19 protein-coding genes are annotated in these 23,175 nt (G+C 72.0%); 13 read left to right on the top strand and 6 right to left on the bottom strand.

The annotated features are described in order from the left end of the window. The 4 genes from AB0C01_RS04905 to AB0C01_RS04890 form a co-directional block, all read right to left on the bottom strand. Positions 1-1,070, bottom strand: a 1,070-nt coding sequence (locus tag AB0C01_RS04905; protein WP_357570237.1) for an NADH:flavin oxidoreductase/NADH oxidase, incomplete at its 3' end; no start/stop codon positions are given. A gap of 68 nt (positions 1,071-1,138) precedes the next feature. Beyond that, complete coding sequence (locus AB0C01_RS04900; protein ID WP_357570258.1) at positions 1,139-2,431, bottom strand: dicarboxylate/amino acid:cation symporter; 1,293 nt, start codon at positions 2,429-2,431, stop codon at positions 1,139-1,141. 200 nt (positions 2,432-2,631) lie between these two features. Continuing rightward, the gene (locus tag AB0C01_RS04895; protein WP_357247227.1) at positions 2,632-3,306 is read right to left on the bottom strand and encodes a DUF998 domain-containing protein; all 675 of its coding nucleotides are present in this window, start codon (positions 3,304-3,306) and stop codon (positions 2,632-2,634) included. Then, a complete protein-coding gene (locus tag AB0C01_RS04890; protein ID WP_357247229.1) occupies positions 3,299-4,264 on the bottom strand; it encodes a glutathione S-transferase C-terminal domain-containing protein in 966 nt (321 codons plus the stop codon). The genes AB0C01_RS04895 and AB0C01_RS04890 overlap by 8 nt, the downstream gene beginning before the upstream one ends. Positions 4,265-4,369: 105 nt before the next feature. Here AB0C01_RS04890 and pcaF point away from each other — a divergent pair, with 105 nt between their 5' ends. The 5 genes from pcaF to AB0C01_RS04865 all read left to right on the top strand — a co-directional run bounded on the left by pcaF (position 4,370) and on the right by AB0C01_RS04865 (position 11,083). Further along, on the top strand, positions 4,370-5,575 hold the full coding sequence (gene pcaF, locus AB0C01_RS04885) for a 3-oxoadipyl-CoA thiolase (RefSeq protein WP_357247232.1): 1,206 nt from the start codon (positions 4,370-4,372) through the stop codon (positions 5,573-5,575). Between the two features lie 101 nt (positions 5,576-5,676). Further along, the gene (locus AB0C01_RS04880) at positions 5,677-6,489 is read left to right on the top strand and encodes an SAM-dependent methyltransferase (protein WP_357247235.1); all 813 of its coding nucleotides are present in this window, start codon (positions 5,677-5,679) and stop codon (positions 6,487-6,489) included. A gap of 5 nt (positions 6,490-6,494) precedes the next feature. Beyond that, on the top strand, positions 6,495-8,645 hold the full coding sequence (locus AB0C01_RS04875; RefSeq protein WP_357570236.1) for an EAL domain-containing protein: 2,151 nt from the start codon (positions 6,495-6,497) through the stop codon (positions 8,643-8,645). A gap of 40 nt (positions 8,646-8,685) precedes the next feature. After that, the gene (locus AB0C01_RS04870) at positions 8,686-9,186 is read left to right on the top strand and encodes a DUF456 domain-containing protein (protein ID WP_357247241.1); all 501 of its coding nucleotides are present in this window, start codon (positions 8,686-8,688) and stop codon (positions 9,184-9,186) included. Between the two features lie 310 nt (positions 9,187-9,496). Then, the gene (locus AB0C01_RS04865) at positions 9,497-11,083 is read left to right on the top strand and encodes an amino acid permease (RefSeq protein WP_357570235.1); all 1,587 of its coding nucleotides are present in this window, start codon (positions 9,497-9,499) and stop codon (positions 11,081-11,083) included. Positions 11,084-11,101: 18 nt separating this feature from the next. Here AB0C01_RS04865 and AB0C01_RS04860 read toward each other — a convergent pair whose 3' ends face one another. Beyond that, positions 11,102-12,247, bottom strand: a complete 1,146-nt coding sequence (locus tag AB0C01_RS04860) for a PQQ-dependent sugar dehydrogenase (protein WP_357570234.1) — start codon at positions 12,245-12,247, stop codon at positions 11,102-11,104. Between the two features lie 90 nt (positions 12,248-12,337). On the opposite strand from AB0C01_RS04860, the gene AB0C01_RS04855 reads away from it, so the two are divergent. The 6 genes from AB0C01_RS04855 (at position 12,338) to AB0C01_RS04830 (ending at position 21,163) form a co-directional block, all read left to right on the top strand. After that, positions 12,338-13,702, top strand: coding sequence for a glutamine synthetase family protein (locus AB0C01_RS04855; RefSeq protein WP_357247250.1), 1,365 nt, complete (start codon positions 12,338-12,340; stop codon positions 13,700-13,702). Between the two features lie 121 nt (positions 13,703-13,823). Beyond that, positions 13,824-15,179, top strand: coding sequence for an aldehyde dehydrogenase family protein (locus AB0C01_RS04850; protein ID WP_357570233.1), 1,356 nt, complete (start codon positions 13,824-13,826; stop codon positions 15,177-15,179). Positions 15,180-15,184: 5 nt separating this feature from the next. Further along, complete coding sequence (locus AB0C01_RS04845; RefSeq protein ID WP_210784710.1) at positions 15,185-15,952, top strand: 3-oxoacyl-ACP reductase; 768 nt, start codon at positions 15,185-15,187, stop codon at positions 15,950-15,952. 65 nt (positions 15,953-16,017) lie between these two features. After that, positions 16,018-16,716 carry a gamma-glutamyl-gamma-aminobutyrate hydrolase family protein gene (locus tag AB0C01_RS04840; RefSeq protein WP_357570232.1) on the top strand — a complete coding sequence of 233 codons (699 nt, stop codon included), beginning with the start codon at positions 16,018-16,020 and terminating at the stop codon, positions 16,714-16,716. 41 nt (positions 16,717-16,757) lie between these two features. Further along, positions 16,758-17,309: a pyridoxamine 5'-phosphate oxidase family protein gene (locus tag AB0C01_RS04835; RefSeq protein WP_357247260.1), complete on the top strand. Its 552-nt coding sequence runs from the start codon at positions 16,758-16,760 to the stop codon at positions 17,307-17,309. Between the two features lie 194 nt (positions 17,310-17,503). Then, positions 17,504-21,163: a SpoIIE family protein phosphatase gene (locus AB0C01_RS04830; protein ID WP_357570231.1), complete on the top strand. Its 3,660-nt coding sequence runs from the start codon at positions 17,504-17,506 to the stop codon at positions 21,161-21,163. Positions 21,164-21,194: 31 nt separating this feature from the next. Here the strand turns inward: AB0C01_RS04830 and AB0C01_RS04825 are convergent, their stop codons facing one another. Continuing rightward, positions 21,195-21,509, bottom strand: a complete 315-nt coding sequence (locus tag AB0C01_RS04825; protein ID WP_357570230.1) for an STAS domain-containing protein — start codon at positions 21,507-21,509, stop codon at positions 21,195-21,197. Positions 21,510-21,604: 95 nt separating this feature from the next. Between AB0C01_RS04825 and map the strand changes: the two genes are divergently transcribed. Together map and AB0C01_RS04815 are read left to right on the top strand one after the other, a co-directional pair. Then, a complete protein-coding gene (gene map / locus AB0C01_RS04820; RefSeq protein WP_357247269.1) occupies positions 21,605-22,462 on the top strand; it encodes a type I methionyl aminopeptidase in 858 nt (285 codons plus the stop codon). After that, positions 22,459-23,172, top strand: coding sequence for a VIT1/CCC1 transporter family protein (locus AB0C01_RS04815; RefSeq protein WP_357247272.1), 714 nt, complete (start codon positions 22,459-22,461; stop codon positions 23,170-23,172). The genes map and AB0C01_RS04815 overlap by 4 nt, the downstream gene beginning before the upstream one ends. Positions 23,173-23,175: the final 3 nt, after the last annotated feature.

Raw genomic sequence — 23,175 nt, 5'->3', positions numbered from 1 at the left:
GTCATGAGGTCGCGCTCGTCGAAGTCGACCATCGGTTGTATGCGTCCCCGGTACACGTCGCAGACCTTGGCGACCAGGTCGTCGACGGGGGAGCCCCGGCCGAGCAGCACCAGGTCGGCCTCGCCGCCCGCGATGATCTGCTCGGCGTGCTCGGGCTCGACGATCAGGCCCACCGCGCCGGTGGGAACGCCGGCCTCGCGGCGGATCTGGGCGGCCAGCGGCACCTGGTAGCCGGGGCCGAGCGGGATGCGCTGGTCCGTGCTGACGCCACCGGAGGAGGCGTCGACCAGGTCGACGCCGACGCCGGCCAGTTCACCGGCGAGCACCACGCTGTCCTCGATCGTCCAACCGCCCTCGACCCAGTCGGTGGCGGAGATGCGGGTCAGCACCGGCACGTCCTCGCCGACCGCGGCGCGTACCGCGCGGGCCACCTCCAGGGTGAGTCGCATCCGGGCGGCCCGGTCGCCGCCGTAGCCGTCGGTGCGGTGGTTGGTCAGCGGCGAGAGGAACTCGTTGAGCAGGTAACCGTGCGCGGCGTGGATCTCCACGGCCGCGAAGCCGGCGGCCAGCGCGCGTTCGGCGGCCGTCGCGAACGCCTCGACCACACCGGTGATGCCGGCCTCGTCGAGGGCGGTCGGCGTCCGGTAGCCGGCGGTGAACGGCTCCGAGCCGGGCGCGGTGGGCGTCCAGCCGCCCTCGGCGTCCGGCACCCCGCCGCGTTCCGGCGCCCACGGCCGGTAGGTGGAGGCCTTGAAGCCGGCGTGCGCGAGCTGCACGGCCGGCACCGCGCCGTGGGCGGCGACGAACGCGGTCACCGGTCGCCACGCGTCGACGTGCGCGCCGGACCACAGCCCGGTGTCCTGCGGGCTGATCCGGCCCTCGGGGAGCACGGCGGTCGCCTCGGTCAGCACCAGCCCGGCGCCGCCGACCGCGCGGCTGCCCAGGTGGATCAGGTGCCAGTCGGTCGGCAGGCCGTCCGGGCCGGCGGAGTACTGGCACATCGGCGCCATGGCGACCCGGTTGGGCAGGGTGACGGCACGCAGGGCCAGGGGGGTGAACAGGGAACTCATGGGGCCATCCTCTCCGAGACGGCGACAGGCCCCCCGGGGGAGGGCCTGTCGTCGTCGGTGTGCTCTGGTCAGGCGGGAACTGGAGTCAGCTCGGGACGGGTCTCCGCGACCGGCTCCGGCTCGATCAGGTCGCGACGACCGGCGGACTCGTACGCGGCCCGGTCGAGGGTGCCCTCGCGGGCGGCGACCACGGTCGGCACCAGGGCCTGCCCGGCCACGTTGGTGGCGGTGCGGATCATGTCCAGGATCGGGTCGATGGCCAGCAGCAGGCCGGCGCCCGCCAGCGGCAGGCCCAGCGTGCTGAGGGTCAGGGTGAGCATCACGATCGCGCCGGTCAGGCCGGCGGTGGCCGCCGAGCCGACCACCGAGACGAAGGCGATCAGCAGGTAGTCGGTGACGCCGAGGTGCACACCGAAGACCTGGGCCACGAAGATCGCGGCGAGTGCGGGGTAGATGGCGGCACAACCGTCCATCTTCGTGGTGGCGCCGAAGGGCACCGCGAACGAGGCGTACTCGCGGGGCACGCCGAGCCGCTCGACGGAGCGCTGCGTCACCGGCATGGTGCCGACGGAGGAGCGGGACACGAAGGCCAGCTCGATCGCCGGCCAGGCGCCGGCGAAGAAGCGCAGCGGGTTGAGGCGGCCGGCGAGGATCAGCACCAGCGGGTAGACCACGAACAGCACGATGGCGCAGCCGACGTAGACGGCGGTGGTGAACTTCGCGAGGGGGGCCAGCAGGTCCCAGCCGTACGAGGCGACGGCGTTGCCGATCAGGCCGAGGGTGCCGATCGGGGCGAGGCGGATGACCCACCAGAGCGCCTTCTGGACGATCTCCAGCAGGGAGCGGTTCAGCGCGACGAACGGTTCGGCGGCGTCGCCGACCAGCAGGGCCGCCGCACCCACGACCAGGGCGAGGAAGACGATCTGCAGGACGTTGCCCTCGACGAACGCGCCGACCGGGTTGGTGGGCACGATGCCGGTGAGGAAGTCGGTCCACGAGCCGGTGTTCTTCGGCGGGGTCGCGCCACCCACGTCGAGGGACACGCCCTTACCCGGGTTGGTGAGCAGGCCGATGCCGATGCCGATGCTCACCGCGATCAGCGCGGTGATGCCGAACCACATCAGGGTCTTGAGCGCGAGCCGCGCGGCGTTGGCCACGCCGCGAAGGCTGACCACGCTGACCACGATGGCCGTGAAGACCAGCGGCGGTACGGCCAGCTTGAGCAGCTGGATGAAGAGGCCACCGACGGTGTGCAGGGTGCTGGTCAGCCAGCTCAGGTCGTTGGCGCGGGCCAGGAAGCCCAGCGCGACGCCGAGCACGAGGCCGAGCAGGATCTGCACGGAGAAGGGAATCTTGCGCAGGCTGAAGGGCATGAGGAATCTATCCAATTGTCCGGTCTGATCGGGGCAGGCGTGGAAACGCAGCTAGCCCGGACAGATGCCACTGGCCTGTAGTCGGAGATCGACATACAGGCGGACAGTGAGGCCCCAGACATTGGTCATCGCTAGGCGAGACTACGCCGCTGCCCGGGTATCGCAAGGAGCGGTCGACGTGAGGATCCTTACAAGGAGCTCGCCTGTCGGTGGTTCAGGGCCAGTACGGTGGCGGTGGCGAGACCCCAGGCGGCCAGCAGCAACAGGACCAGCCGCTCCAGCACACCCACCACCGCGCCCCGGCCGACGACGAGCATGGTCAGCCCGACCGTCGCGCAGAGCGGCAGGGCCAGCGCGGCGGTCGCGCCGGCCAGTCGACGCACCGCCGGGCCAGCCGACCCGGACACGGCGAGCGCGAGCATCGCGAAGACCACCGACGCGGTGGCCGCGATGCTCGCGCCGCCGTGCACCAGATCAGCGGTCGTGGCTCGCTCGAACGGCGGCAACGGACAGCCGGCGGAGCAGGTCACCGCCCCGGACACCGCCGTCAACACGGCACCGGTGGCGAGCAGCGCCGGCGCCGCCGCCCACACCCCGGGAGGCAGCGCGGCACCGAGCAACAGCAACGCGGCGGCCAGGGCGAGGACCCCGATCCGGTACGTCGCCGCGTGTCCACTGCCGGCGATGCCGGCCTCGCTGACGTACCCGGTGAGCCCTGGACCGGGACCGGCGACCACGGCGACCGTCACCGCCACCGCACCGGCCAGCGCGCAACCCGCCGCGGCGGAACCGGCGGCCCGACGGGCGACGTCCGCGCCGACCCTCGGCGCGGACGTGGTGTCGGAACGACCCGGCTCAGCCACGCCCGTGTGGCGTGTGCCAGCCCGACTCGTCCGGCCCGAGCGGCACGATGCCACTGGGGTTGATCTCCCGGTGGGTGCCGTAGTAGTGCCGCTTGATGTGGTCGAAGTCGACCGTCTCGCCGAAGCCGGGGGTCTGGAACAGGTCCCGGGCGTACGCCCACAGGACCGGCATCTCGGTCAGCTTCTGCCGGTTGCACTTGAAGTGCCCGTGGTACGCGGCGTCGAAGCGGACAAGCGTCGTGAACAGCCGCACGTCCGCCTCGGTGATCGCGTCGCCCATCAGGTACCGCTGCCCGGCCAGCCGCTCGGAGAGCGCGTCCAGCCGGGCGAAGAGTGTCCGGAACGCCTCGTCGTACGCCTCCTGGGAGGTGGCGAACCCGCACCGGTAGACGCCGTTGTTGACGTCGGTGTGGATCTCGGCCATCAGCGCGTCCATCTCGGGGCGCAGCGCGACCGGGTACAGGTCCGGTGCGTCGGGCGCGTGCAGTGACCGCCACTCGGTGGAGAAGTCGAGGGTCAGCTGCGGGTAGTCGTTGGTGACCACCCGGCCGGTCCGGGTGTCGACGAGCGCCGGCACGGTCACCCGGCCGGTGTAGTCCGGGTCGGTGGCCAGGTACGCCTCGGAGAGGAAGCTCACGCCGAGGACCGGGTCGAAGCCGTCCGGGTCGAGGGCGAACGCCCAGCCCCGCTCGTCGCGGATCGGGTCGACGGTGCCCAGCGAGATCGCCTCGTCCAGCCCGAGCAGGCCACGCACGATCCTCGCCCGGTGCGCCCACGGGCAGGCCCGGCACCAGATCAGCCGGTAGCGGCCGGCCTCCAGGGGCCAGCGGTCCTGCTCGTCCGGGCCGCCGCCGGGCGGGGAGGTCGAGTCGGCGGTGACCCGACCGGTGAACCGGTTGGGTTGGCGGACGAACGCGCCGCCGCCGCTGGTCTCTGCGCTGAACTGGGCCCGGGCCATGCCGTCAACCTATCCGTTGCCCGCGCGGATATCCTGGCGGCCGGCAGCCCCCGCGACCCGGTGGGCGTGCCCCACCCCCGCCGTCTGCACCCCGAAGGACTCGCGATGACCGTGGCATACCTGGTGGCCGGTGTCCGCACCCCGATCGGCCGGTACGCGGGCGCGCTGGCCGCCGTCCGCCCCGACGACCTGGCCGCGCACGTGATCCGTGAACTGGTCGTCCGGCACCCGTCGGTGGACTGGGCGCGGGTGGACGACGTCGTGCTCGGCTGCGCCAACCAGGCCGGCGAGGACAACCGCAACGTGGCCCGGATGGCGGCGCTGCTCGCCGGCCTGCCCGAGGAGGTGCCGGGCAGCACCGTCAACCGGCTCTGCGGTTCGGGCCTGGACGCCCTCGCCACCGCCGCCCGGGCCATCATCGCCGGCGAGGCCGAGTTGATGATCGCCGGTGGGGTGGAGAGCATGAGCCGGGCGCCGTTCGTCCTGCCGAAGGCGACGTCGGCGTACTCCCGCTCGGCCGAGGTGTACGACACCACGCTGGGCTGGCGGCTGGTCAACCCGTTGATGCGCGACGGGTGGGGGATCGACTCGATGCCGGAGACGGCGGAGAACGTGGCCGCCGAGTACGGCGTCAGCCGGGCCGAGCAGGACGCCTTCGCGTACCGCTCGCAGCAGCGCGCGGCCAGGGCGCAGGCCGACGGCCGGTTCGCCGAGGAGATCGTCGCGGTGTCCGTGCCGGCCGGTCGGCGCGAAACCCGGCTGGTCGAGGTCGACGAGCACCCCCGAGAGACCACGCTGGAGAAGTTGGCGGCGCTGCCCACCCCGTTCCGCGACGGCGGCACGGTCACCGCGGGCAACTCCTCGGGCGTCAACGACGGCGCGGTCGCGCTGCTGGTGGCCAGCGAGGCGGCGGTTTCCCGGTACGGCCTCACCCCGCTGGCCCGGATCGTCGGTGCGGCGGCGGCCGGCGTGCCGCCCCGGATCATGGGGATCGGCCCGGTGCCGGCCACCCGCAAGTTGCTCGACCGCGTCGGCGTCGAGCTGGGCGCGGTGGACGTGGTGGAGCTGAACGAGGCGTTCGCCGCGCAGTCCGTGGCGGTGCTGCGGGAGTTGGGTCTGCCCGTGGACGCCGACCACGTCAACCCGAACGGTGGGGCCATCGCGCTGGGACACCCGCTCGGTGCCAGCGGCGCGCGGCTGGCGCTGACGGCCGCCCTGGAGCTGCGCCGCCGCGGTGGCCGCCGGGCTCTGGCCACCATGTGCATCGGCGTCGGTCAAGGCATCTCGCTGATGCTGGAGTCAGCCGCCTAGAGTGGTGCACACCACACGACCCGCGGGTCGGCCGGTGCTCGCGCACGCCCGTCGACGCCGGTGCCGTCCCGCGCCGCGGCGATGAGTTGGGGAGCACACTGATGCCGGACGGACTGCCGACCGAGATCGATCTGACCAGGCCGAGCGCGGCCCGGGTGTACGACTACTTCCTGGGTGGGGCGCACAACTTCGAGATCGACAGGCAACTGGCCGAGCAGATCGCCAGCATGACCCCGAATCTCGCCGCCACCATGCGGGCCGGCCGGGAGTTCCTGCGCCGGGCCGTCCGGGTGCTGCTCGACGCCGGCATCGACCAGTTCCTCGACATCGGCTCTGGAATTCCCACCGTGGGCAACGTGCACGAGGTGGCCCAGGGGGTCAACCCGAAGGCCCGCGTGGTGTACGTCGACATCGACCCGGTGGCCGTCGCGCACAGCCGGGAACTGCTCGCCGGCAACGAGCTGACCGGTGTCATCCACGCCGACCTGCGCGAGCCGGAGCGGATTCTCGCCGAGACCCGGCAGCTCGGGCTGATCGACTTCAACCGGCCGATGGGCATCCTGCTGGCCGGGGTGGTGCACTTCATCCCGGACGGCGACCGGCCCGAGGAGATCCTGGCCGCCCTGCGCGCCGCCGCCGCGCCGGGCAGCTTCCTGGTCGTCTCGCACTCCACCTTCGAGGACCAGCCACAGGAGATGCTGGACGCCCAGCGACTCTCCGCCCGTACCGCCACCGAGATCACCCTGCGCTCCCGCGCGCAGGTCACCGGCTTCTTCGGCGACTGGACCGTCCTGGAGCCGGGTGTGGTGCACATGCCGCTCTGGCGCCCGGACTCACCGTCCGACGTGGACGAGCACCCGGAGCGGTTCGGCGCCTTCGGTGGCGTCGCCCGGTACGACCAGCCCGCCGGCTGATCGACATGACCGCCGTCCCGGACCCCGTCGGCCGGGCCGACGCCCAGGGGTACGCCGCCGACTGGGCCCGCGCGATCCGCCGTCTCGGTTTCGTGCCACTCAGCGTGGCCGAGACCGAGCGGCTGCTGCTGGCGCACACGATCCGGCTGGCGCGGGCGGTGCGGGCGGAACCGTTCAGTGCCGAACCGGCGGAGGAGGTCGGTCGGGCGCTTGTCGAGGCGCACCTCACCGCACCGCAGGCCCTGGACTGGACGCTGCGCGCCCTCGGTACGGACTTCCCGGGCCGGCTGCTTCCCACCGAAGACCGGCCGGCGGACCTGACCGAGCGGATCGCCGCGCTGCAGGGCGGGCTGGCGGCCGGGTTCGCACGCGCGCTGCGTGACCGTACCTTCAGCCAGCAGGAGCAGATCGCCCGCTCCGCCTGGCAGGCACGTGACCGGGTCGAGCAGGCACTGCGCGACAGCGAGGCCCGTTTCCGGGCGGTCTTCAGCGGCGCCGCGATCGGCATCGGCATCGCCGGCGTGGACGGCCAGATCATCGATGTCAACCAGGCGTTCGCCGACATGCTCGGCTACTCGATCGGGGAGTTGCGCGGCAGCAACGTGGCGGCGCTGTTCCACCCCGACGACGCCGCCGGGATGTGGGAGCTTTACGAGGAACTGGTCGACGGCAAGCACGACGCCGCCCGGGTGGAGAAGCGCTATCACCGCAAGGACGGCAGCGTGGTCTGGACGGATCTGGCCGTCTCGCTGATCCGGCACGGCGACGGGCGTCCCCGGTTCACCGTCGCGATGGTCGAGGACATCACCCAGCGGTACGAACTCCAGCAGCGGCTGCGCTTCCAGGCGCTGCACGACCCGCTGACCGGACTGCCCAACCGGACGTTGTTCTTCGAGACGCTGGGCCGGGTCCTCGACGCCGCGGGCGCCGGGCGGCGGGTCGGGGTGTGCTTCCTCGACCTGGACGGCTTCAAGGCGATCAACGACAGCCTCGGCCACGACCTCGGCGACCGGCTGCTGGTGATGATCGCCCGCAGGCTGGCCGCGTGCGTGTCCGACCATGGCCACCTCGTCGCCCGGATGGGTGGCGACGAGTTCGTGATCCTGGTCGACGGCGGGGACGACATCGACGACGCGGTGGCCGTCGCGGAGTCCGCGTTGGCCGCCGTCGCGGCCCCGGTGCACGTCGGTGACCACCAGCTGGCCGTGTCGGCCAGCGTGGGCATCGTGCAGTGCCTGGCGGCGGAGACCACCGCGTCCGAGCTGATGAAGGCGGCGGACACCACCCTCTACTGGGCCAAGGGGGCGGGCCGGGGCCGCTGGGCGGTCTACGACCCGGAGCGCAGTGCCCGGGACATCGCGCGGTCGGCACTCGTCGCCGGACTGCCCGCCGCGCTGGACCGGGGCGAGTTCGTGCTGCACTACCAGCCGATCGTGTCGCTGCTGGAGGGCACCATGCTCGCGGTGGAGGCGTTGGTCCGGTGGGAGCACCCGGAGTTGGGCCTGATCGGCCCGGACCGGTTCATCGGCCTGGCCGAGGAGACCGGCCTCATCGTCCGACTCGGCGAGTGGGTGCTGCGGCGGGCCTGTCACGACGCCGAGCGGTGGCGGCGGGAGTTCCCCGACGCCCGGCTGGTGGTCAGCGTCAACCTGGCCGCACGGCAGGCCGACGACCCGGCGATCGTGGACACTGTTGCCGACGTGCTGCACAGCACCGGCCTGCCCGCCGACCTGCTCCAGTTGGAGTTGACCGAGAGCGCCGTGATGGGCAGCGCCGGTGAGCCCCTGCGCAGCCTGTATCGGCTCGCCGCGCTCGGCGTCCGGCTGGCCGTGGACGACTTCGGCACCGGTTACTCGAACCTCGCGTACCTGCGGCGGTTGCCGATCCACTCGCTGAAGCTCGCCGGCCCGTTCGTGGAGGGGATCCGCGCCGACGGGACCGACGTCGCGGCCGACCACCGCGACGAACGAATCGTCGACGCGTTGGTCCGGTTGGCGCACGCACTGGAGCTGTGGGTCACCGCCGAGGCGGTCGAGACCGGGGTACAGGCCGAACGGCTGCGGGCGCTGCGCTGCGACACCGGGCAGGGCCGGTACTTCGGCGCCCCGGTCCCGGCCGACGCCATCACCGCGCGGCTGCGGGGCGGGGCGGCGTGAGCGGGAATCAGCTCGGATGGCGGCGATGGAAGGTGACAGCGTGGACCTGACAGATTCACAGACGGCGGTGACCGTGGTGGCCGGGTTGGCCATCCTGGCCGGGCTGGCCGGCGTGGTGGTGCCCGGTCTGCCGGCGTTGCCGCTGTGCTGGGGTGGCGTACTGGTCTGGGCGATCTTCGGCGGCGCCGGGATGGGCGGGTGGGCGGTGTTCGCCGCCGCCACGGTCGTCGCGGCGGGCGGCACCGTGATCAAGTACGCGTGGCCGGGCCGGAACCTGAAGAACACCGGCGTGCCGATGTCCACGCTGCTCGCCGGCGGGGTGCTCGGCGTCATCGGGTTCTTCGTGGTGCCGGTCGTCGGGCTGGTGCTCGGCTTCGTCGCCGGGGTGTGGGCGGCGGAGCGGCTGCGGCTGGGCAGCAACCGGCTCGCCTGGCCGTCCACCGTGCAGGCCATCAAGGCGGTCGGCCTGTCGATGCTCGTGGAGTTCCTGGCCGGTCTGACCGTCGCGGCGCTCTGGGTGACCGGCCTCCTCCTGACCTGACCATTCCGGCGTGACGCGCCCGCGGTGCGGCGGCGTTGGAGTGGGCGCGGGGCACTTGTCGGGTACGGCGATGAGCCGTACGTGAGAGAGAGGTGTGCCCCGCGCCGCGGTCCGGGCGGTCCGAGTGCCCGGGGAGTGGCCCGGAGATCGGGCCTGGTCACAGGGTTAAGGATGCGGGTCGGAGCGGCCGGACGGCAACGCAATTAGCCCTCCGCCGGTGAGATTGCCACCCCGGACGTATTGACCGCCTTGATCAGCCGGGACGACACTTTGCGCACTCGCACGCGGAACCACCTCAGGGAGGTGTGCAGTGGCCACGACGCCCGTGCCGACCGCCGAGCAACCGATGGACGACGACGCCCGACGGCTCGCCGAACTCGGCTACAAACAGGAGCTGCGCCGCAAGTGGAGTGGCTTCTCCAACTTCGCCATCTCGTTCTCGATCATCTCGATCCTGGCCGGCTGCTTCACCACCTTCGGGCAGGCGTGGAACAACGGTGGGCCGGTCGCCATCTCCTGGGGTTGGCCGCTGATCTCGCTGTTCATCCTCATCATCGGCTTCTGCATGGCGGAACTGGTGTCGGCGTACCCGACCGCGGGCGGGATCTACTGGTGGGCGGCCACCATGGGGCGCCCGGTGCACGGCTGGTTCACCGGCTGGCTGAACCTCATCGGTCTGGTGGCGGTCACCGCCTCGGTGGACTACGGCTGCGCGACGTTCCTCAACCTCACCCTGTCGGCGCTCTTCGACGGCTGGGCCGGGACGCTGCGGCAGGCGTTCATCCTCTTCGTGATCATCCTGGTGCTGCACGGGCTGATCAACATCTTCGGGCACCGGATCATCGACGTACTCCAGAACGTCTCGGTCTGGTGGCACGTGGCCGGCGCGGCCGTCGTGGTGGCCATCCTGGTCTTCGTCCCGGACAACCACCAGAGCTTCCAGTTCGTGTTCACCGAGCGCTTCAACAACTCCGGCTTCGGTGACGGGGACGTCGGTGGGCTGACGTTCTGGTTCTACGTGCTGCCGCTGGGCTTCCTGCTGACCCAGTACACGATCACCGGCTTCGACGCCTGCGCGCACGTCTCCGAGGAGACCCGGGGCGCGTCGCAGGCCGCGGCCCGCGGTCTCTGGCAGTCGATCTTCTATTCGGCGGTCGGTGGGTGGATCCTGCTGCTGGCGTTCCTCTTCGCGGCCACCGACGTCGAGGCGGTCAACGCGGCAGGCGGGTTCTCCGGCGCCATCTTCGAGTCGGCGCTGACCCCGGTCTTCTTCAAGATCGTCATCATCATCTCGACCATCGGGCAGTTCTTCTGCGGCATGAGCTGCGTGACGTCGATGAGCCGGATGGCGTACGCGTTCAGCCGGGACCGGGCGGTGCCGGGATGGCGGCTCTGGTCGACTGTCGACCGCAACGGCACCCCGGTCAACGCGATCATCGGCGCCACCCTGGCCGGCCTGGTGCTGACCCTGCCGGCGCTCTACGAGAGCTCGGCCGGTATCCCGATCGCCTTCTACGCGGTGGTCTCCGTGGCGGTGCTCGGGCTGTACCTGTCCTTCCTCATCCCGATCGCGCTGCGGCTGCGGATGGGCGACCGGTTCGTGCCCGGCCCGTGGACGCTGGGCCGCAGGTACAAGCTGCTCGGCTGGATCGCGGTGATCGAGATCGCGATCATCGCCGTCTACTTCGTGCTGCCGATCGTGCCCACCGGGGTGCCCGGCAACGACGGGTTCACCTGGTCGGCGGTGAACTACGCGCCACTCGCCGTCGGCGGGGTGCTGCTGGTGGTCGCCATCTGGTGGTACGCCTCGGCCCGGAAGTGGTTCGCCGGCCCGGTCCGTACCGTCGAGGAGCCGGCGCCCACGTCCGAGCCGGCGGCGGTCGACGGCTCCGAATGACCGTGTCCTGTCGGGGGGTCAGGGCTGCGCGGTGTCCGCGAGACGGACTCCGACACGACCGGCGGGCGGTGGCTGCCGCTCGCCGGTCGTGAACCGGAGAATGCGGTCGTCCTGCGGCCCCGGGGTGCCATTGCCGTCGCGGTTGCTGGTGGCCACCCAGAGGGAGCCGTCCGGGGCCACCTCGACGGTACGGAGCCGGCCGTAGGCGCCCACCAGTTCGGCGGACGGTGTGCCGACCGTCCCGGCGGGGCCGATCGGGACGGCCCACAGCCGGGCTCCCCGCAGCGCGGCGACGAACAGGGTGCCGCCCGCGAAGGCGGCGCCACTCGGCGACGCCTGCGCCGGGGGCCAGACGACCACCGGGGCACGGAACCGGGGATCGCTGCTCGGGCCCTCCACGACCGGCCAGCCGTAGTTGCCGCCCGCGACGATCCGATTCACCTCGTCCCAGGCGTTCTGACCGAACTCGGTGGCGAACAATCGGCCCCGCGCGTCCCAGGCCAGACCCTGCACGTTGCGGTGGCCGTAGCTGAACACCGGAGAGCCGGGGAACGGGTTGCCCGCCGGGATGCCCCCGTTCGGCCGGATCCGCAGGATCTTGCCGTTGCGGCTGGCCAGGTTCTGCGCATTGGCGGGGACGCCCGCGTCACCGATGCCGGCATAGAGCAACCCGTCCGGGCCGAAGGCGATCCGGCCACCGTTGTGGACGGACGCCCGCGCGGGACCGCTGAGGATCACCTGCTGGGTCTGCGGCGCGCCGAACCGGAACCGCGTGATCCGGATGTCCGTGGCGGTGGTGAAGCAGACATAGACCCACCGGTCCAGGCGGTACCGGGGGGAGACCGCCAGGCCGAGCAGGCCCCCCTCACCGCCGGCGACCACGCCGGGGATCTGGGCGACCCGCACGGGCGGCTGGCCCGGTCGTATCCGCAACACGCTGCCCTGGTCGCGCTGCGCCACCAGGGCGCTGCCGTCAGGCAGGAAGTCGAGCCCCCAGGGCGCTTCGAGCCCGGTCGCGACGACCTCCGGTTGGCTGAGATCGAGCCCGCCGGCACCCGCGGCGGTGACCGACCCGTCCCGTGGACGAACGCCCGCCTCGGCGCTCACCGCCGTGCCGAGCCCGATGGCGAGAGTGACGACCGCCAGGACCGCTCGAAGACGCATGACAACTCCCGCGTGGTTTGCCGCCGACCATGCCGTGGGCATTGACGGTGATCCGGTTTGCCAGTAGACCTTGGTGATGGAGGCCCGCTCATGAGCAGAACGCCGTTGACGCTGGAAGAGTTGCGGGTCGCCGTCGACGCCGGCGAGATCGACACCGTGGTGCTGGCCCTCGTCGACATGCAGGGCCGCCTGCAGGGCAAGCGGTTCCACGCGCCGTTCTTCCTCGACCAGGTGGTGGCCAACGGCAGCGAGGGCTGCAACTACCTGCTCGCCGTGGACGTCGACATGAACACCGTCGACGGGTACGCGATGTCGAGCTGGGAACGCGGCTACGGCGACTTCGCCATGGTGCCGGACTTCGCCACGTTGCGCCGGACGCCCTGGCAGCCGGGCTCCGCGTTGCTGCTGGCCGACCTGACCTGGCTCGACGGCTCCGGCGACGTGGTCGCCTCACCGCGACAGATCCTGCGCCGGCAACTGGACCGGCTGGCCGAGCGCGGGCTGACCGCGTACGCCGGCACCGAGCTGGAGTTCGTGCTGTTCCGCGACTCGTACGAGGACGCCTGGCAGCGCGGCTACCGCGACCTGACCCCGGCCAACCAGTACAACGTCGACTACTCGCTGCTCGGTACCGCCCGGGTGGAGCCGCTGCTGCGCCGGATCCGCACCGAGATGGCCGCTGCCGGGCTCACCCCGGAGAGCGCCAAGGGCGAGTGCAACCTCGGCCAGCACGAGATCGCCTTCCGCTACGACGAGGCGGTGGCCTGCGCCGACCACCACGTGATCTACAAGAACGGCGCCAAGGAGATCGCCGCCCAGGAGGGGATGGCGATCACCTTCATGGCCAAGCCGAACGAGCGGGAGGGCAACTCCTGCCACATCCACTTCTCGTTGCGCGACGCCAGCGGTGACTCGGCGATGCTCGGCGACGGGCCGGCGCACCTGTCGCCGACCGGGCAGCGGGTGCTCGCCGGGCTGCTCGCCACCATGCGGGAGTTCAGCCTGCTCTTCGCCCCCAACATCAACTCCTACAAGCGCTACCAACCCGGATCGTTCGCCCCGACGGCGCTGCGCTGGGGGGTGGACAACCGCACGTGCGCGCTGCGGGTGGTCGGGCACGGGCAGGGCATGCGGGTGGAGAACCGGGTGCCCGGCGCCGACGTCAACCCGTACCTGGCGATCGCCGGGCTGGTCGCCGGCGCGCTGCACGGCATCGACGGGGAGCTGGAGCTGGCCGCAGAGTGCACCGGCAACGCGTACGACGACCCGGAGGCCGAGCGCGTCCCCGGCACGTTGCGCGACGCTCTGACCCTCTGGGAGGCGTCGACCGTGGCCCGGGAGGCGTTCGGCGACGAGGTGGTGGCCCACTACGCCAACCAGGCGCGAGTCGAGCTGGCGGCCTTCGACGCCGCGGTGACGGACTGGGAGCTGAAGCGTGGCTTCGAACGCCTCTAACCCGCCACCCCACACCTCACCGGGTCGATCATGGACTTGTGGTGGGCGGAAAGTCGCGTGAGGCGGCTTATGTGGGGCACCACAACTCCATGATCGACTGGGATATCGAGGGGTGGGGCGTGTGACGGTACTGGTGGATCCGGCTTCCGGGGCTGCTCTTCGGGAGGTTGCGGGGACCTCGATCGAGGACGTGGACGCGGCGATCTCTCGGGCCGCGTCGGCCTTTGCGACCTGGCGTCTCGTGGGGCCGGGGGATCGGGCTCGGCTGCTGCGGCGGTTCGCCGCCGTCGTCGACGCGCATCTCGACGAGCTTGCCCAGCTAGAGGTGCGCAACTCCGGTCACACCATCGGCAACGCCCGGTGGGAGGCCGGCAACGTCCGCGACGTCCTGGACTACTACGCCGGGGCGCCCGAGCGGCTGACCGGTCGACAGATCCCGGTGCCGGGCGGGTTGGACGTCACCTTCCACGAGCCACTCGGCGTGGTCGGCGTGATCGTGCCGTGGAACTTCCCGATGCCCATCGCCGCCTGGGGTTTCGTCCCGGCCCTCGCCGCCGGCAACACCGTGGTGCTCAAGCCCGCCGAGTTGACCCCGCTCACCGCGCTGCGCCTGGCCGAGCTGGCCCGCGAGGCGGGCCTGCCCGACGACGTGTTCATCGTCGTCCCGGGTGCGGGCTCGGTGGTCGGGGAGCGGTTCGTCAGCCACCCGGCGGTCCGCAAGATCTGCTTCACCGGCTCCACCGAGGTCGGCACCCGGATCATGGCCGGCTGCGCGGCCCAGGTGAAACGACTCACCCTGGAACTGGGCGGCAAGAGCGCGAACATCGTGTTCGCCGACGCCGACCTGGCACGCGCCGCCGCGACCGCGCCGGGCGCGGTCTTCGACAACGCCGGCCAGGACTGCTGCGCACGGTCGCGGATCCTGGTCCAGCGCCCGGTGTACGACAGGTTCCTAGAACTGCTCGAACCGGCGGTACGCGCCTTCCGGGTGGAGGACCCGTCCCGGGACACCGCCGAGATGGGGCCGCTGATCTCGGCGGCCCAACGGGACCGGGTCGCCGGCTACCTGCCCGACGCGCGGGTCGCCTTCACCGGCTCCTGCCCCGACGGCCCCGGCTTCTGGCACGCGCCCACGGTGCTGCTGGCCGACTCCCCGGCCGACCGGCACTGGCGGGAGGAGATCTTCGGCCCGGTGGTCTCGGTGCTGCCGTTCGACGACGAGGCCGACGCGGTCCGGCTCGCCAACGACACCGAGTACGGCCTCTCCGGCTCGATCTGGACCCGGGACGTCGGACGCGCGCTGCGGATGGCCCGTGCCGTCGAGGCGGGCAACCTCAGCGTCAACTCGCACTCCTCGGTGCGCTACTGGACTCCGTTCGGCGGGATGAAGCGTTCCGGGCTCGGCCGTGAGCTGGGCCCGGACGCGCTGCACTCCTTCACCGACGTCAAGAACGTGTTCATCGCGACAGAGGAGTGACGCCTGTGCAGGGTCGGTTGCAGGACCGGGTGGCCGTGGTCACCGGAGCGGGCAGCGGCATCGGGTTGGCCACCGTGCGGCGGTTCGCCGCCGAGGGTGCCCGGGTGGTCTGCGTGGACATCGACGCGGCGGCCGGCACGAGGGCCGCCGAGGAGTGCGGCGGCGAGTTCGTGGCCACCGACGTGGCCGACGAGTCGGCGGTACGCGACCTGTTCGACGGGGTGGCCGACCGGCACGGCCGGGTGGACATCGCGTTCAACAACGCCGGCATCTCACCCCCGGACGACGACTCCATCCTGGACACCGGGCTCGACGCGTGGGAGCGGGTGCTGCGGGTCAACACCACAAGCGTCTACCTCTGCTGCAAGTACGCGATCCCGCACATGCGCCGCCAGGGCAAGGGTTCGATCATCAACACGGCGTCGTTCGTGGCGCTGATGGGCGCGGCGACGTCGCAGATCGCGTACACCGCGAGCAAGGGCGGAGTGCTGGCGATGACCCGGGAGCTGGGTGTGCAGTTCGCCCGCGAGGGCATCCGGGTCAACGCGCTCTGTCCCGGGCCGGTGGCCACCCCGTTGCTGCTGGAGCTGTTCGCCGCCGACCCGGAGCGGGCCGCCCGCCGGCTCGTGCACGTACCGATGGGGCGCTTCGGGCAACCCGAGGAGATCGCCGCGGCGGTGGCGTTCCTGGCCAGCGACGACGCCTCGTTCATGACCGCCGCGCAGTTCGTGGTCGACGGCGGCATCACGGGCGCGTACGTCACCCCCCTGTGAGCGCGAGGAGTGAGCCGGTCCTGCGAGCCCCGCAGTCGCGAACGGAGTCGGGGCGGCGAAGGCCGTTGATCGGGATCAGCGCGTACGTCGAGCCCGCCGACTGGGCGGTCTGGCGGGGCGTGCGGGCCGTGCTGGTGCCGGAGGCGTACGCGCGGGCGGTGACGGCCGCGGGTGGCCGTGCGGTGGTCCTGCCGCCGGACGACGTGGACGCGGACGTGGTGGCCGTCCTCGACGGGCTGCTGCTGGCCGGTGGCGCGGACGTGGGTCCGGGGCGCTACGGCCAGCGGCACCACCCGCGGACCGAGGATCGGCCGGACCGGGACGCCGGTGAGCTGGTGTTGTTGGCCGCCGCGCTCGCCGCCGAACTGCCGGTGCTGGGCGTGTGCCGGGGGATGCAGGTGCTTGCCGTCGCCTACGGCGGCACCCTGCACCAGCACGTGCCCGACGTGGTCGGTCACGACGGGCACCGTCCGGCGCCCGGCGTCTACGGGACCCACCCGGCACGGTTCGCGCCGGGGAGTCTGGCCGCGAGGGTGCTGGCCGGGGTGGACCGGGTCAACTCGTACCACCACCAGTCGGTCGCCGATCCCGGTCGACTCGCGGTCACCGGGTGGGCGGAGGACGGCGTGATCGAGGCCGTCGAGGACCCGGCGCTGCCGTTCCTGCTCGGCGTGCAGTGGCATCCGGAGAACGAGGAGGAGCCGCGGCCGATCACGGCGTTGGTCCGGGCCGCCGCCGAGCGGATGGGCAGCGGTGTGAGCTAGGTCGCCCCGACGGGTGGTCGCGGCGATGGGAGGATCGCCGCATGGGCAAGGTCTATCCGGAGATCGACGGTCGACTACGTGACTTCATCGCGGACCAGCCGGTCTTCTTCGTGGCCACCGCGCCGTCCGGCGCCGAGGGGCATGTCAACGTCTCCCCGAAGGGCATGCGGGGCACGTTCGTGATCCTCGGCCCGCACCGGGTGGCCTATCTCGACTATCACGGCAGCGGGGCGGAGACCATCGCCCACCTGCGGGACAACGGCCGAATCACGCTGATGTTCTGCGCCTTCGACGGGCCGCCGAAGATCGTCCGGTTGCAGGGACGGGGCCGCAGCGTCTCGGTGAGCGAGGACGGCTTCGCCGACCGGCTCGCCGAATTTCCCGAGCCGCCGGACGTGCACGGCGTCCGGGCCGTGATCACCGTCGAGGTGGAACGGGTCAGCGACTCCTGCGGCTACGCGGTGCCATTGATGGACTTCCGCGCCGAGCGCGACCTGTTAATCACCTCACACTCCCGTCGTACCGCCGACGACCTGGCGGTCTACCGGGCCACCAGGAACGCGGCGAGCATCGACGGGTTGCCGGTCTTCTGACTCGCCGGGCCGCTGACGACGGCCCTTTCGACGCCGGCGCGCCCGGCGTACGGTCCGGTGCCCGACGGCTCGGGCGGACGTCAACAGCGCCCAACCGTCGTCTTGCGTTACGTTGCTGGTCCGCTGGGGTACAAGTCGAAGCACGGCGGGTGAAGATCAACGGTCGCGGGGTGCCGGCCGGAGCGGGAGGCTGTATGAGCTCGGCCCAGGGGGGTGCGGACATCGGGCAGTCCGTCGCGCCCGGCCCGAAGGCTCCTCCGATGCTGGCGGCGGCGTTCGCGGCCGGTGGCGAGATGGGGGAGCGGCTGAGCCGCTTCGACTGGTCCACCGGACCGCTCGGCGAGCCCGGCCGCTGGCCGTTGGCGCTCTCCAACGCGGTGGGCATGATGCTCGCCTCCAGCGCGCAGATCGTCATGTTCTGGGGCGACGAGCAACTTGCCTTCTACAACGACGCCTACCGACCGACCATCGGCAGCAAACATCCGGACGTGCTCTGCCAACCGGCCCGCCAGCACTGGGCGGAGACCTGGGCGGTGCTCGGCCCGCTGCTCGAAGGCGTGCGGAGCACCGGGCGCTCCTACCGGGGTGACGACCACCCGTTCCTGCTGGACCGGCACGGCTTCGTCGAGCAGACCTACTTCAACGTCTCGTACGACCCGATCCGTGGTGAGGACGGCTCGGTCACCGGCGTCTACTGCGTCGTCAACGAGACCACCGGACGGGTCCTCGGCGAGCGCCGGCTACGGGCACTTGCCGAACTGGGTGCCGAGGTGACCGACACGGGCAGCGCGGCCGAACTCGGGCGGAGCGCCGCCGGGGTGCTCGGCCGGCACCGGGCGGACGTGCCCTTCGCCCTGATCTACCTGGCCGACGAGAGCGGTCAGCTCGCCCTGGCCGGGTCCACCGGCACCGCCCCGGCCACGCTCGGCGACACCGCCGAGCTGCTGGCCCGGGTCACCGCCGACGCCGCGCCCGCGACCGTCGACGTGGCCGATCTGCTCGATCCGCCGCCGGTCGACGCCGCCGACCAGGCCCTCGTGCTGCCTCTCACGGCGACGAACCAGACGGTCGGCGCGCTGGTCGTCGGCGTGGCCCGCCAGCTTCCGCTCAGCAACGACTACCGCAATTTCCTGGAGCTGGTCGCCGCCCAGATCTCCCGGGCGGTCGGCACCCAGCGGGCGTACGAGCAGGAGCGGGCCCGTGCCGCCGAGCTGGCGGCGCTCGATCTGGCGAAGACCAACTTCTTCGCCAACGTCAGCCACGAGTTCCGCACCCCGCTGACCCTGGTGCTCGGCCCGCTGGAGGACATGTTGGCCGACCCGGCCCGGTCCGCGGCCGAGACCGACCGGCTCACCATGATGCACCGCAACGCGCTGCGCCTGCTCAAACTGGTGAACACCGTGCTGGACTTCTCCCGGCTGGAGTCCGGTCGGCTCGCCGCCCGCTACCAGCCCACCGACCTCGCCAGCTACACGGCCCGACTGGCCAGCACCTTCCGCTCGGCCACCGAACGGGCCGGCTTGCGGCTGGTGGTGGACTGCCCACCGCTGCCGGCGCCGGTCGTCGTCGACCGGGACATGTGGGAGAAGATCGTCCTCAACCTGGTGTCGAACGCGATCAAGTTCACCTTCGACGGCGAGATCCGGGTGCGGGTCCGGGCCGTGGATGGCGTGGCCTGCCTGGAGGTGACCGACACCGGCATCGGCATCCTGCCGGACGAGCTGCCGCACGTCTTCGAGCGGTTCCACCGGGTGCCGGGGGTGCGCGCCCGCACCCACGAGGGCACCGGGATCGGCCTGGCGCTGGTCCGGGAGTTGGTCGAGATGCACGGCGGCACGGTCGGTCTGACCAGTCAGGTCGACGAGGGCAGCACCTTCACGGTGACCGTTCCGTTCGGTTCGACGCACCTGCCCGCGGACCGGGTCGCGGCCTTCGACCCGCTGCCCCCGGGTGAGCCCGAGCAGGCCCGGCTCTACGTGGCGGAAACCGCGCTGTGGACCGGCGTCGCGCCGGTACCCGGCCTCGACGGTCGGCCGACGGACGGCGCTCCGGCCGGCCGGATCCTGGTCGTCGACGACAACGTGGACCTGCGCGAGCACGTCACCAGACTGCTCTCCCCGACCTGGGAGGTGGTCACCGCGAGCGATGGGCTGGTCGCCCTGCCACTGGCCCGCGAGGGCGGCTTCGACCTGGTCCTCAGCGACGTGATGATGCCCCGATTGGACGGATTCGGGCTGGTGAGCGCGTTGCGGGCGGACCCGCGTACCCGGCATGTGCCGATTGTGCTGCTCTCTGCCCGCGCCGGCTCCGCGGAGGCCGTCGCCGGCCTCTCCGCCGGCGCCGACGACTACCTCACCAAGCCGTTCTCCGGCCAGGAGCTGATCGCACGGGTCCGGGCCAACGTCGAGCTGGGGCAACTCCGCGGTCAGATCATCCGCCGGCTCCGGGCGCTGGCCGACGCGGCGGTGGCCGTGAACACCGCCCGGTCCACCGCCGACGTGCTCCAGGTCGCCGCCCGGCACGCGCTGAGCCTCGTCGAGGCCGCGCGGGTGGTGGTCACCACCAGCGGCGCCCGGTCCGAGGCGGACACCGGGGGCGCCACCGCCGCCGACCCGTCCTTCGTGGCCGAGCTGACCGGCACCGCCGGCGAGCCGCTCGGCGAACTGCGGGTCTGGCGTCCGGCCGGCGACGGCGCGCAGGTCGACGAGGCCGCGTTGACCCAACTGGCCCGGCTGGTCGGGGTCCGCCTGGAGAACGCGCAACTCTACGAAGCCGAACACCGCATCGCGACCACCCTGCAGCACAGCCTGCTGCCCCGGTCGCTGCCGCAGCTACCCGGAGCGGTGGTGGCCAGTCGGTACCTGCCCGGCACCGCCGACGTCGAGGTCGGCGGTGACTGGTACGACGCCATAAACGTCGAGGACGACGATCTGGTGCTGGTCATCGGCGACGTGGTCGGCAAGGGCGTCCAGGCCGCCGCGGCGATGGGGCAACTGCGCAACGCGCTGCGGGCGTACCTGCTGGAGGGTTACGACCCGGCTGAGTCCTTGACCCGGCTCAACCGGCTGGTCGGCTCCACCGAGGCCCGCTCCTTCGCGACGGTGGTCTGTCTGCTGTTCACCCCGCGCACCGGCCGGCTGCGGTACGCGAGCGCCGGCCACCCGTCCCCGCTGCTGGTCAGAGCGGGTGAGGTGACGTTCCTGCACGACCGTGCGCTCGGCCCACCGGTCGGCGCGATCCCCGGTGCGACGTACGAGGCGGTCGAGGGCGAGTTGACGCCCGGCGACCGACTGGTGCTCTACACCGACGGGTTGATCGAGGACCGTCAGCTCGGCATCGATGCCGCGCTGGCCCAGCTCTGCGTCGACGCGGCGACCCCCAGCGAGCACGTGGTGGATCTGATCGACGCGGTCGTCGAGCGGGTCGACGGGCGTCCGCGCCGCGACGACGTGGCGGTCCTCGCCCTCGAAGCGGCCGAGCTGAACCGTTTCGCGCTGCGGCTGCCGGCGGACCCGACCCGGCTCAGCGTGCTGCGCAAGCGCCTGGAGGACTTCCTCGTCGCGCACGCGGTCGACGAGACGGACGTGTTCGACCTGACCGTGGCGGTCTCCGAAGCCGCGGCCAACGCCATCGAGCATCCGGTGCACCCCGCCGAGGCGGTGATCAGCGTGGAGGTGGCCATCGAGGGTCGGACGGTGACAGCCACCGTGCGCGACAGCGGGCAGTGGCGTGAGTCGACCGGCTCCGGGTTCCGGGGGCGTGGCCTGGCGCTGATCAGGGCGCTGGGTGAGCTGTCGGTGCGGCGTACCGACGAGGGCACCGAGGTGACCCTGCGCCGGGAGCTGCGGAGCTGAGCGTGCGCCCGGCGGCGGCCGGGTCGTCGTCTCAGGTGGGCCGGAGCCAGCTCTGCTCGCCCAGACCGGAGATCTCCAGCACCCGGCGGACCTGCCGCGAAGGCAGGACGGTGAGCGCGCCCGAGAACTGCTGGGCGAGCCGGACCAGGGCGTGGATGGCGGCCGAGTCGAAGAAGGTGACGGCGCTCAGGTCGAGGGTGATCCGCTCGGCGGGCTCGCGCAACGCGGCCTGGAGCATGGTGTCGGCCGTGGCCATGTCGACCTCACCGGCCACCACCACCTGGAGGTGGTCACCGTCGATCTCCGCACTGGCGGAGAAGACGGGTGGTGCTCCCCCTTGATCCACGCTGACACCATGGCACAGCCGAACTGGTGGGGCAACAACCCCCTCGGAGCGCCCGTGGCGCGGGTCACCAGCGGCCCCGGCGATAGGCTGGCGGCATGACCGTCCGTCCGCCGCTGACACCAGGCACGCTCTCCCCGACGCGTCCGGTGCCGTCCCAGATCGCCCGACCGGAGTACGTGGGCAAGGAGCGCCCCGTCCAGTGGCGCGGCTCGCACGTGCAGACGCCGGAGACCATCGAGAAGATGCGGGTCGCCAGCCGGCTGGCCGCCCAGGCTACCCAGCTCGCCGGCGAGCACTGCAAGCCCGGCGTGACCACCGACGAGATCGACCGGGTGGTGCACGAGTTCCTCTGCGACCACGGCGCGTACCCGTCGACGCTCGGCTACAAGGGCTTCCCGAAGTCGTGCTGCACCAGCCTCAACGAGGTCATCTGCCACGGCATCCCGGACTCCACCGTGTTGCAGGACGGCGACATCATCAACGTCGACGTGACCGCGTACATCGGCGGGGTGCACGGGGACACCGACGCCACCTTCTGCGTCGGCGCGGTCAGCGAGGAGGCCCGGCTGCTGGTCGAGCGCACCCACGAGGCGATGATGCGCGGCATCCGCGCGGTCGTCCCGGGCCGCCAGATCAACGTGGTGGGCCGGGTCATCGAGTCGTACGCGAAGCGGTTCGGCTACGGCGTGGTCCGCGACTTCACCGGCCACGGCATCGGCGAGGCGTTCCACAGCGGGCTCTACGTGCCGCACTACGACAGCCCGCGGCCCACCGACATCATGGAGCCGGGCATGACGTTCACCATCGAGCCGATGATCACCCTGGGCACCTACCAGTACGACATGTGGGACGACGGGTGGACCGTGGTGACCAAGGACCGCAAGTGGACGGCCCAGTTCGAGCACACCATCGTGGTGACCGACGACGGCCACGAGATCCTGACCCTGCCGTGACCGACACCCCAGCGGCGCTGCGTGAGGCGCACCACGCGGACGTCTCCGGCGGGTGGCTGCGCCCGGCCGTCTTCGGTGCGATGGACGGTCTGGTCACCAACATCGCCCTGATCGCCGGTGTCGGCGGCGGCGGGGTGTCACCCCGCAGCATCGTGCTCACCGGCTCCGCCGGCCTGGTCGCCGGTGCCATCTCGATGGGGCTCGGCGAATACACGAGCGTCCGCTCCGCCAACGAGCAGGTCGCCGCCGAGGTGGCCAAGGAGCGGCGCGAGTTGGAACGGCACCCCGAGGCCGAGGCCCGGGAGTTGGCCGACGCCTGGGTGGCCCGGGGTCTTCCCCGGGACCTGGCGACCCAGGTCGCCGAGGCGGTGCGGCGTGACCCGGAGGAGGCCCTGCGGGTGCACGTCCGCGAGGAGTTGGGCGTCGACCCCGACGACCAGCCCAGCCCGTGGGCGGCGGCGATCTCGTCGTTCCTGTTCTTCTCGGTGGGCGCGCTGGTGCCGCTACTGAGCTACCTGTTCGGCGCCACCGAGCTGTGGTTGGCACTCGGCGTGGGCGGGCTCGGGCTCTTCGCCGCCGGGGCGGTGGTGGCCCGCTTCACCCAACGCCCATGGTGGACCAGCGGGCTGCGCCAACTGCTGCTGGGCGCCGCGGCCGCCGCCGCCACCTACCTGGTCGGCACGCTGATCGGCGTACCGGCCGGGCTGTGACAC

It is taken from the genome of Micromonospora sp. NPDC048905, assembly GCF_040649655.1.
Lineage (GTDB): Bacteria > Actinomycetota > Actinomycetes > Mycobacteriales > Micromonosporaceae > Micromonospora.
Note: the sequence above shows the minus strand (reverse complement) of the source record. Positions and strands in the feature narration are given on the sequence as shown.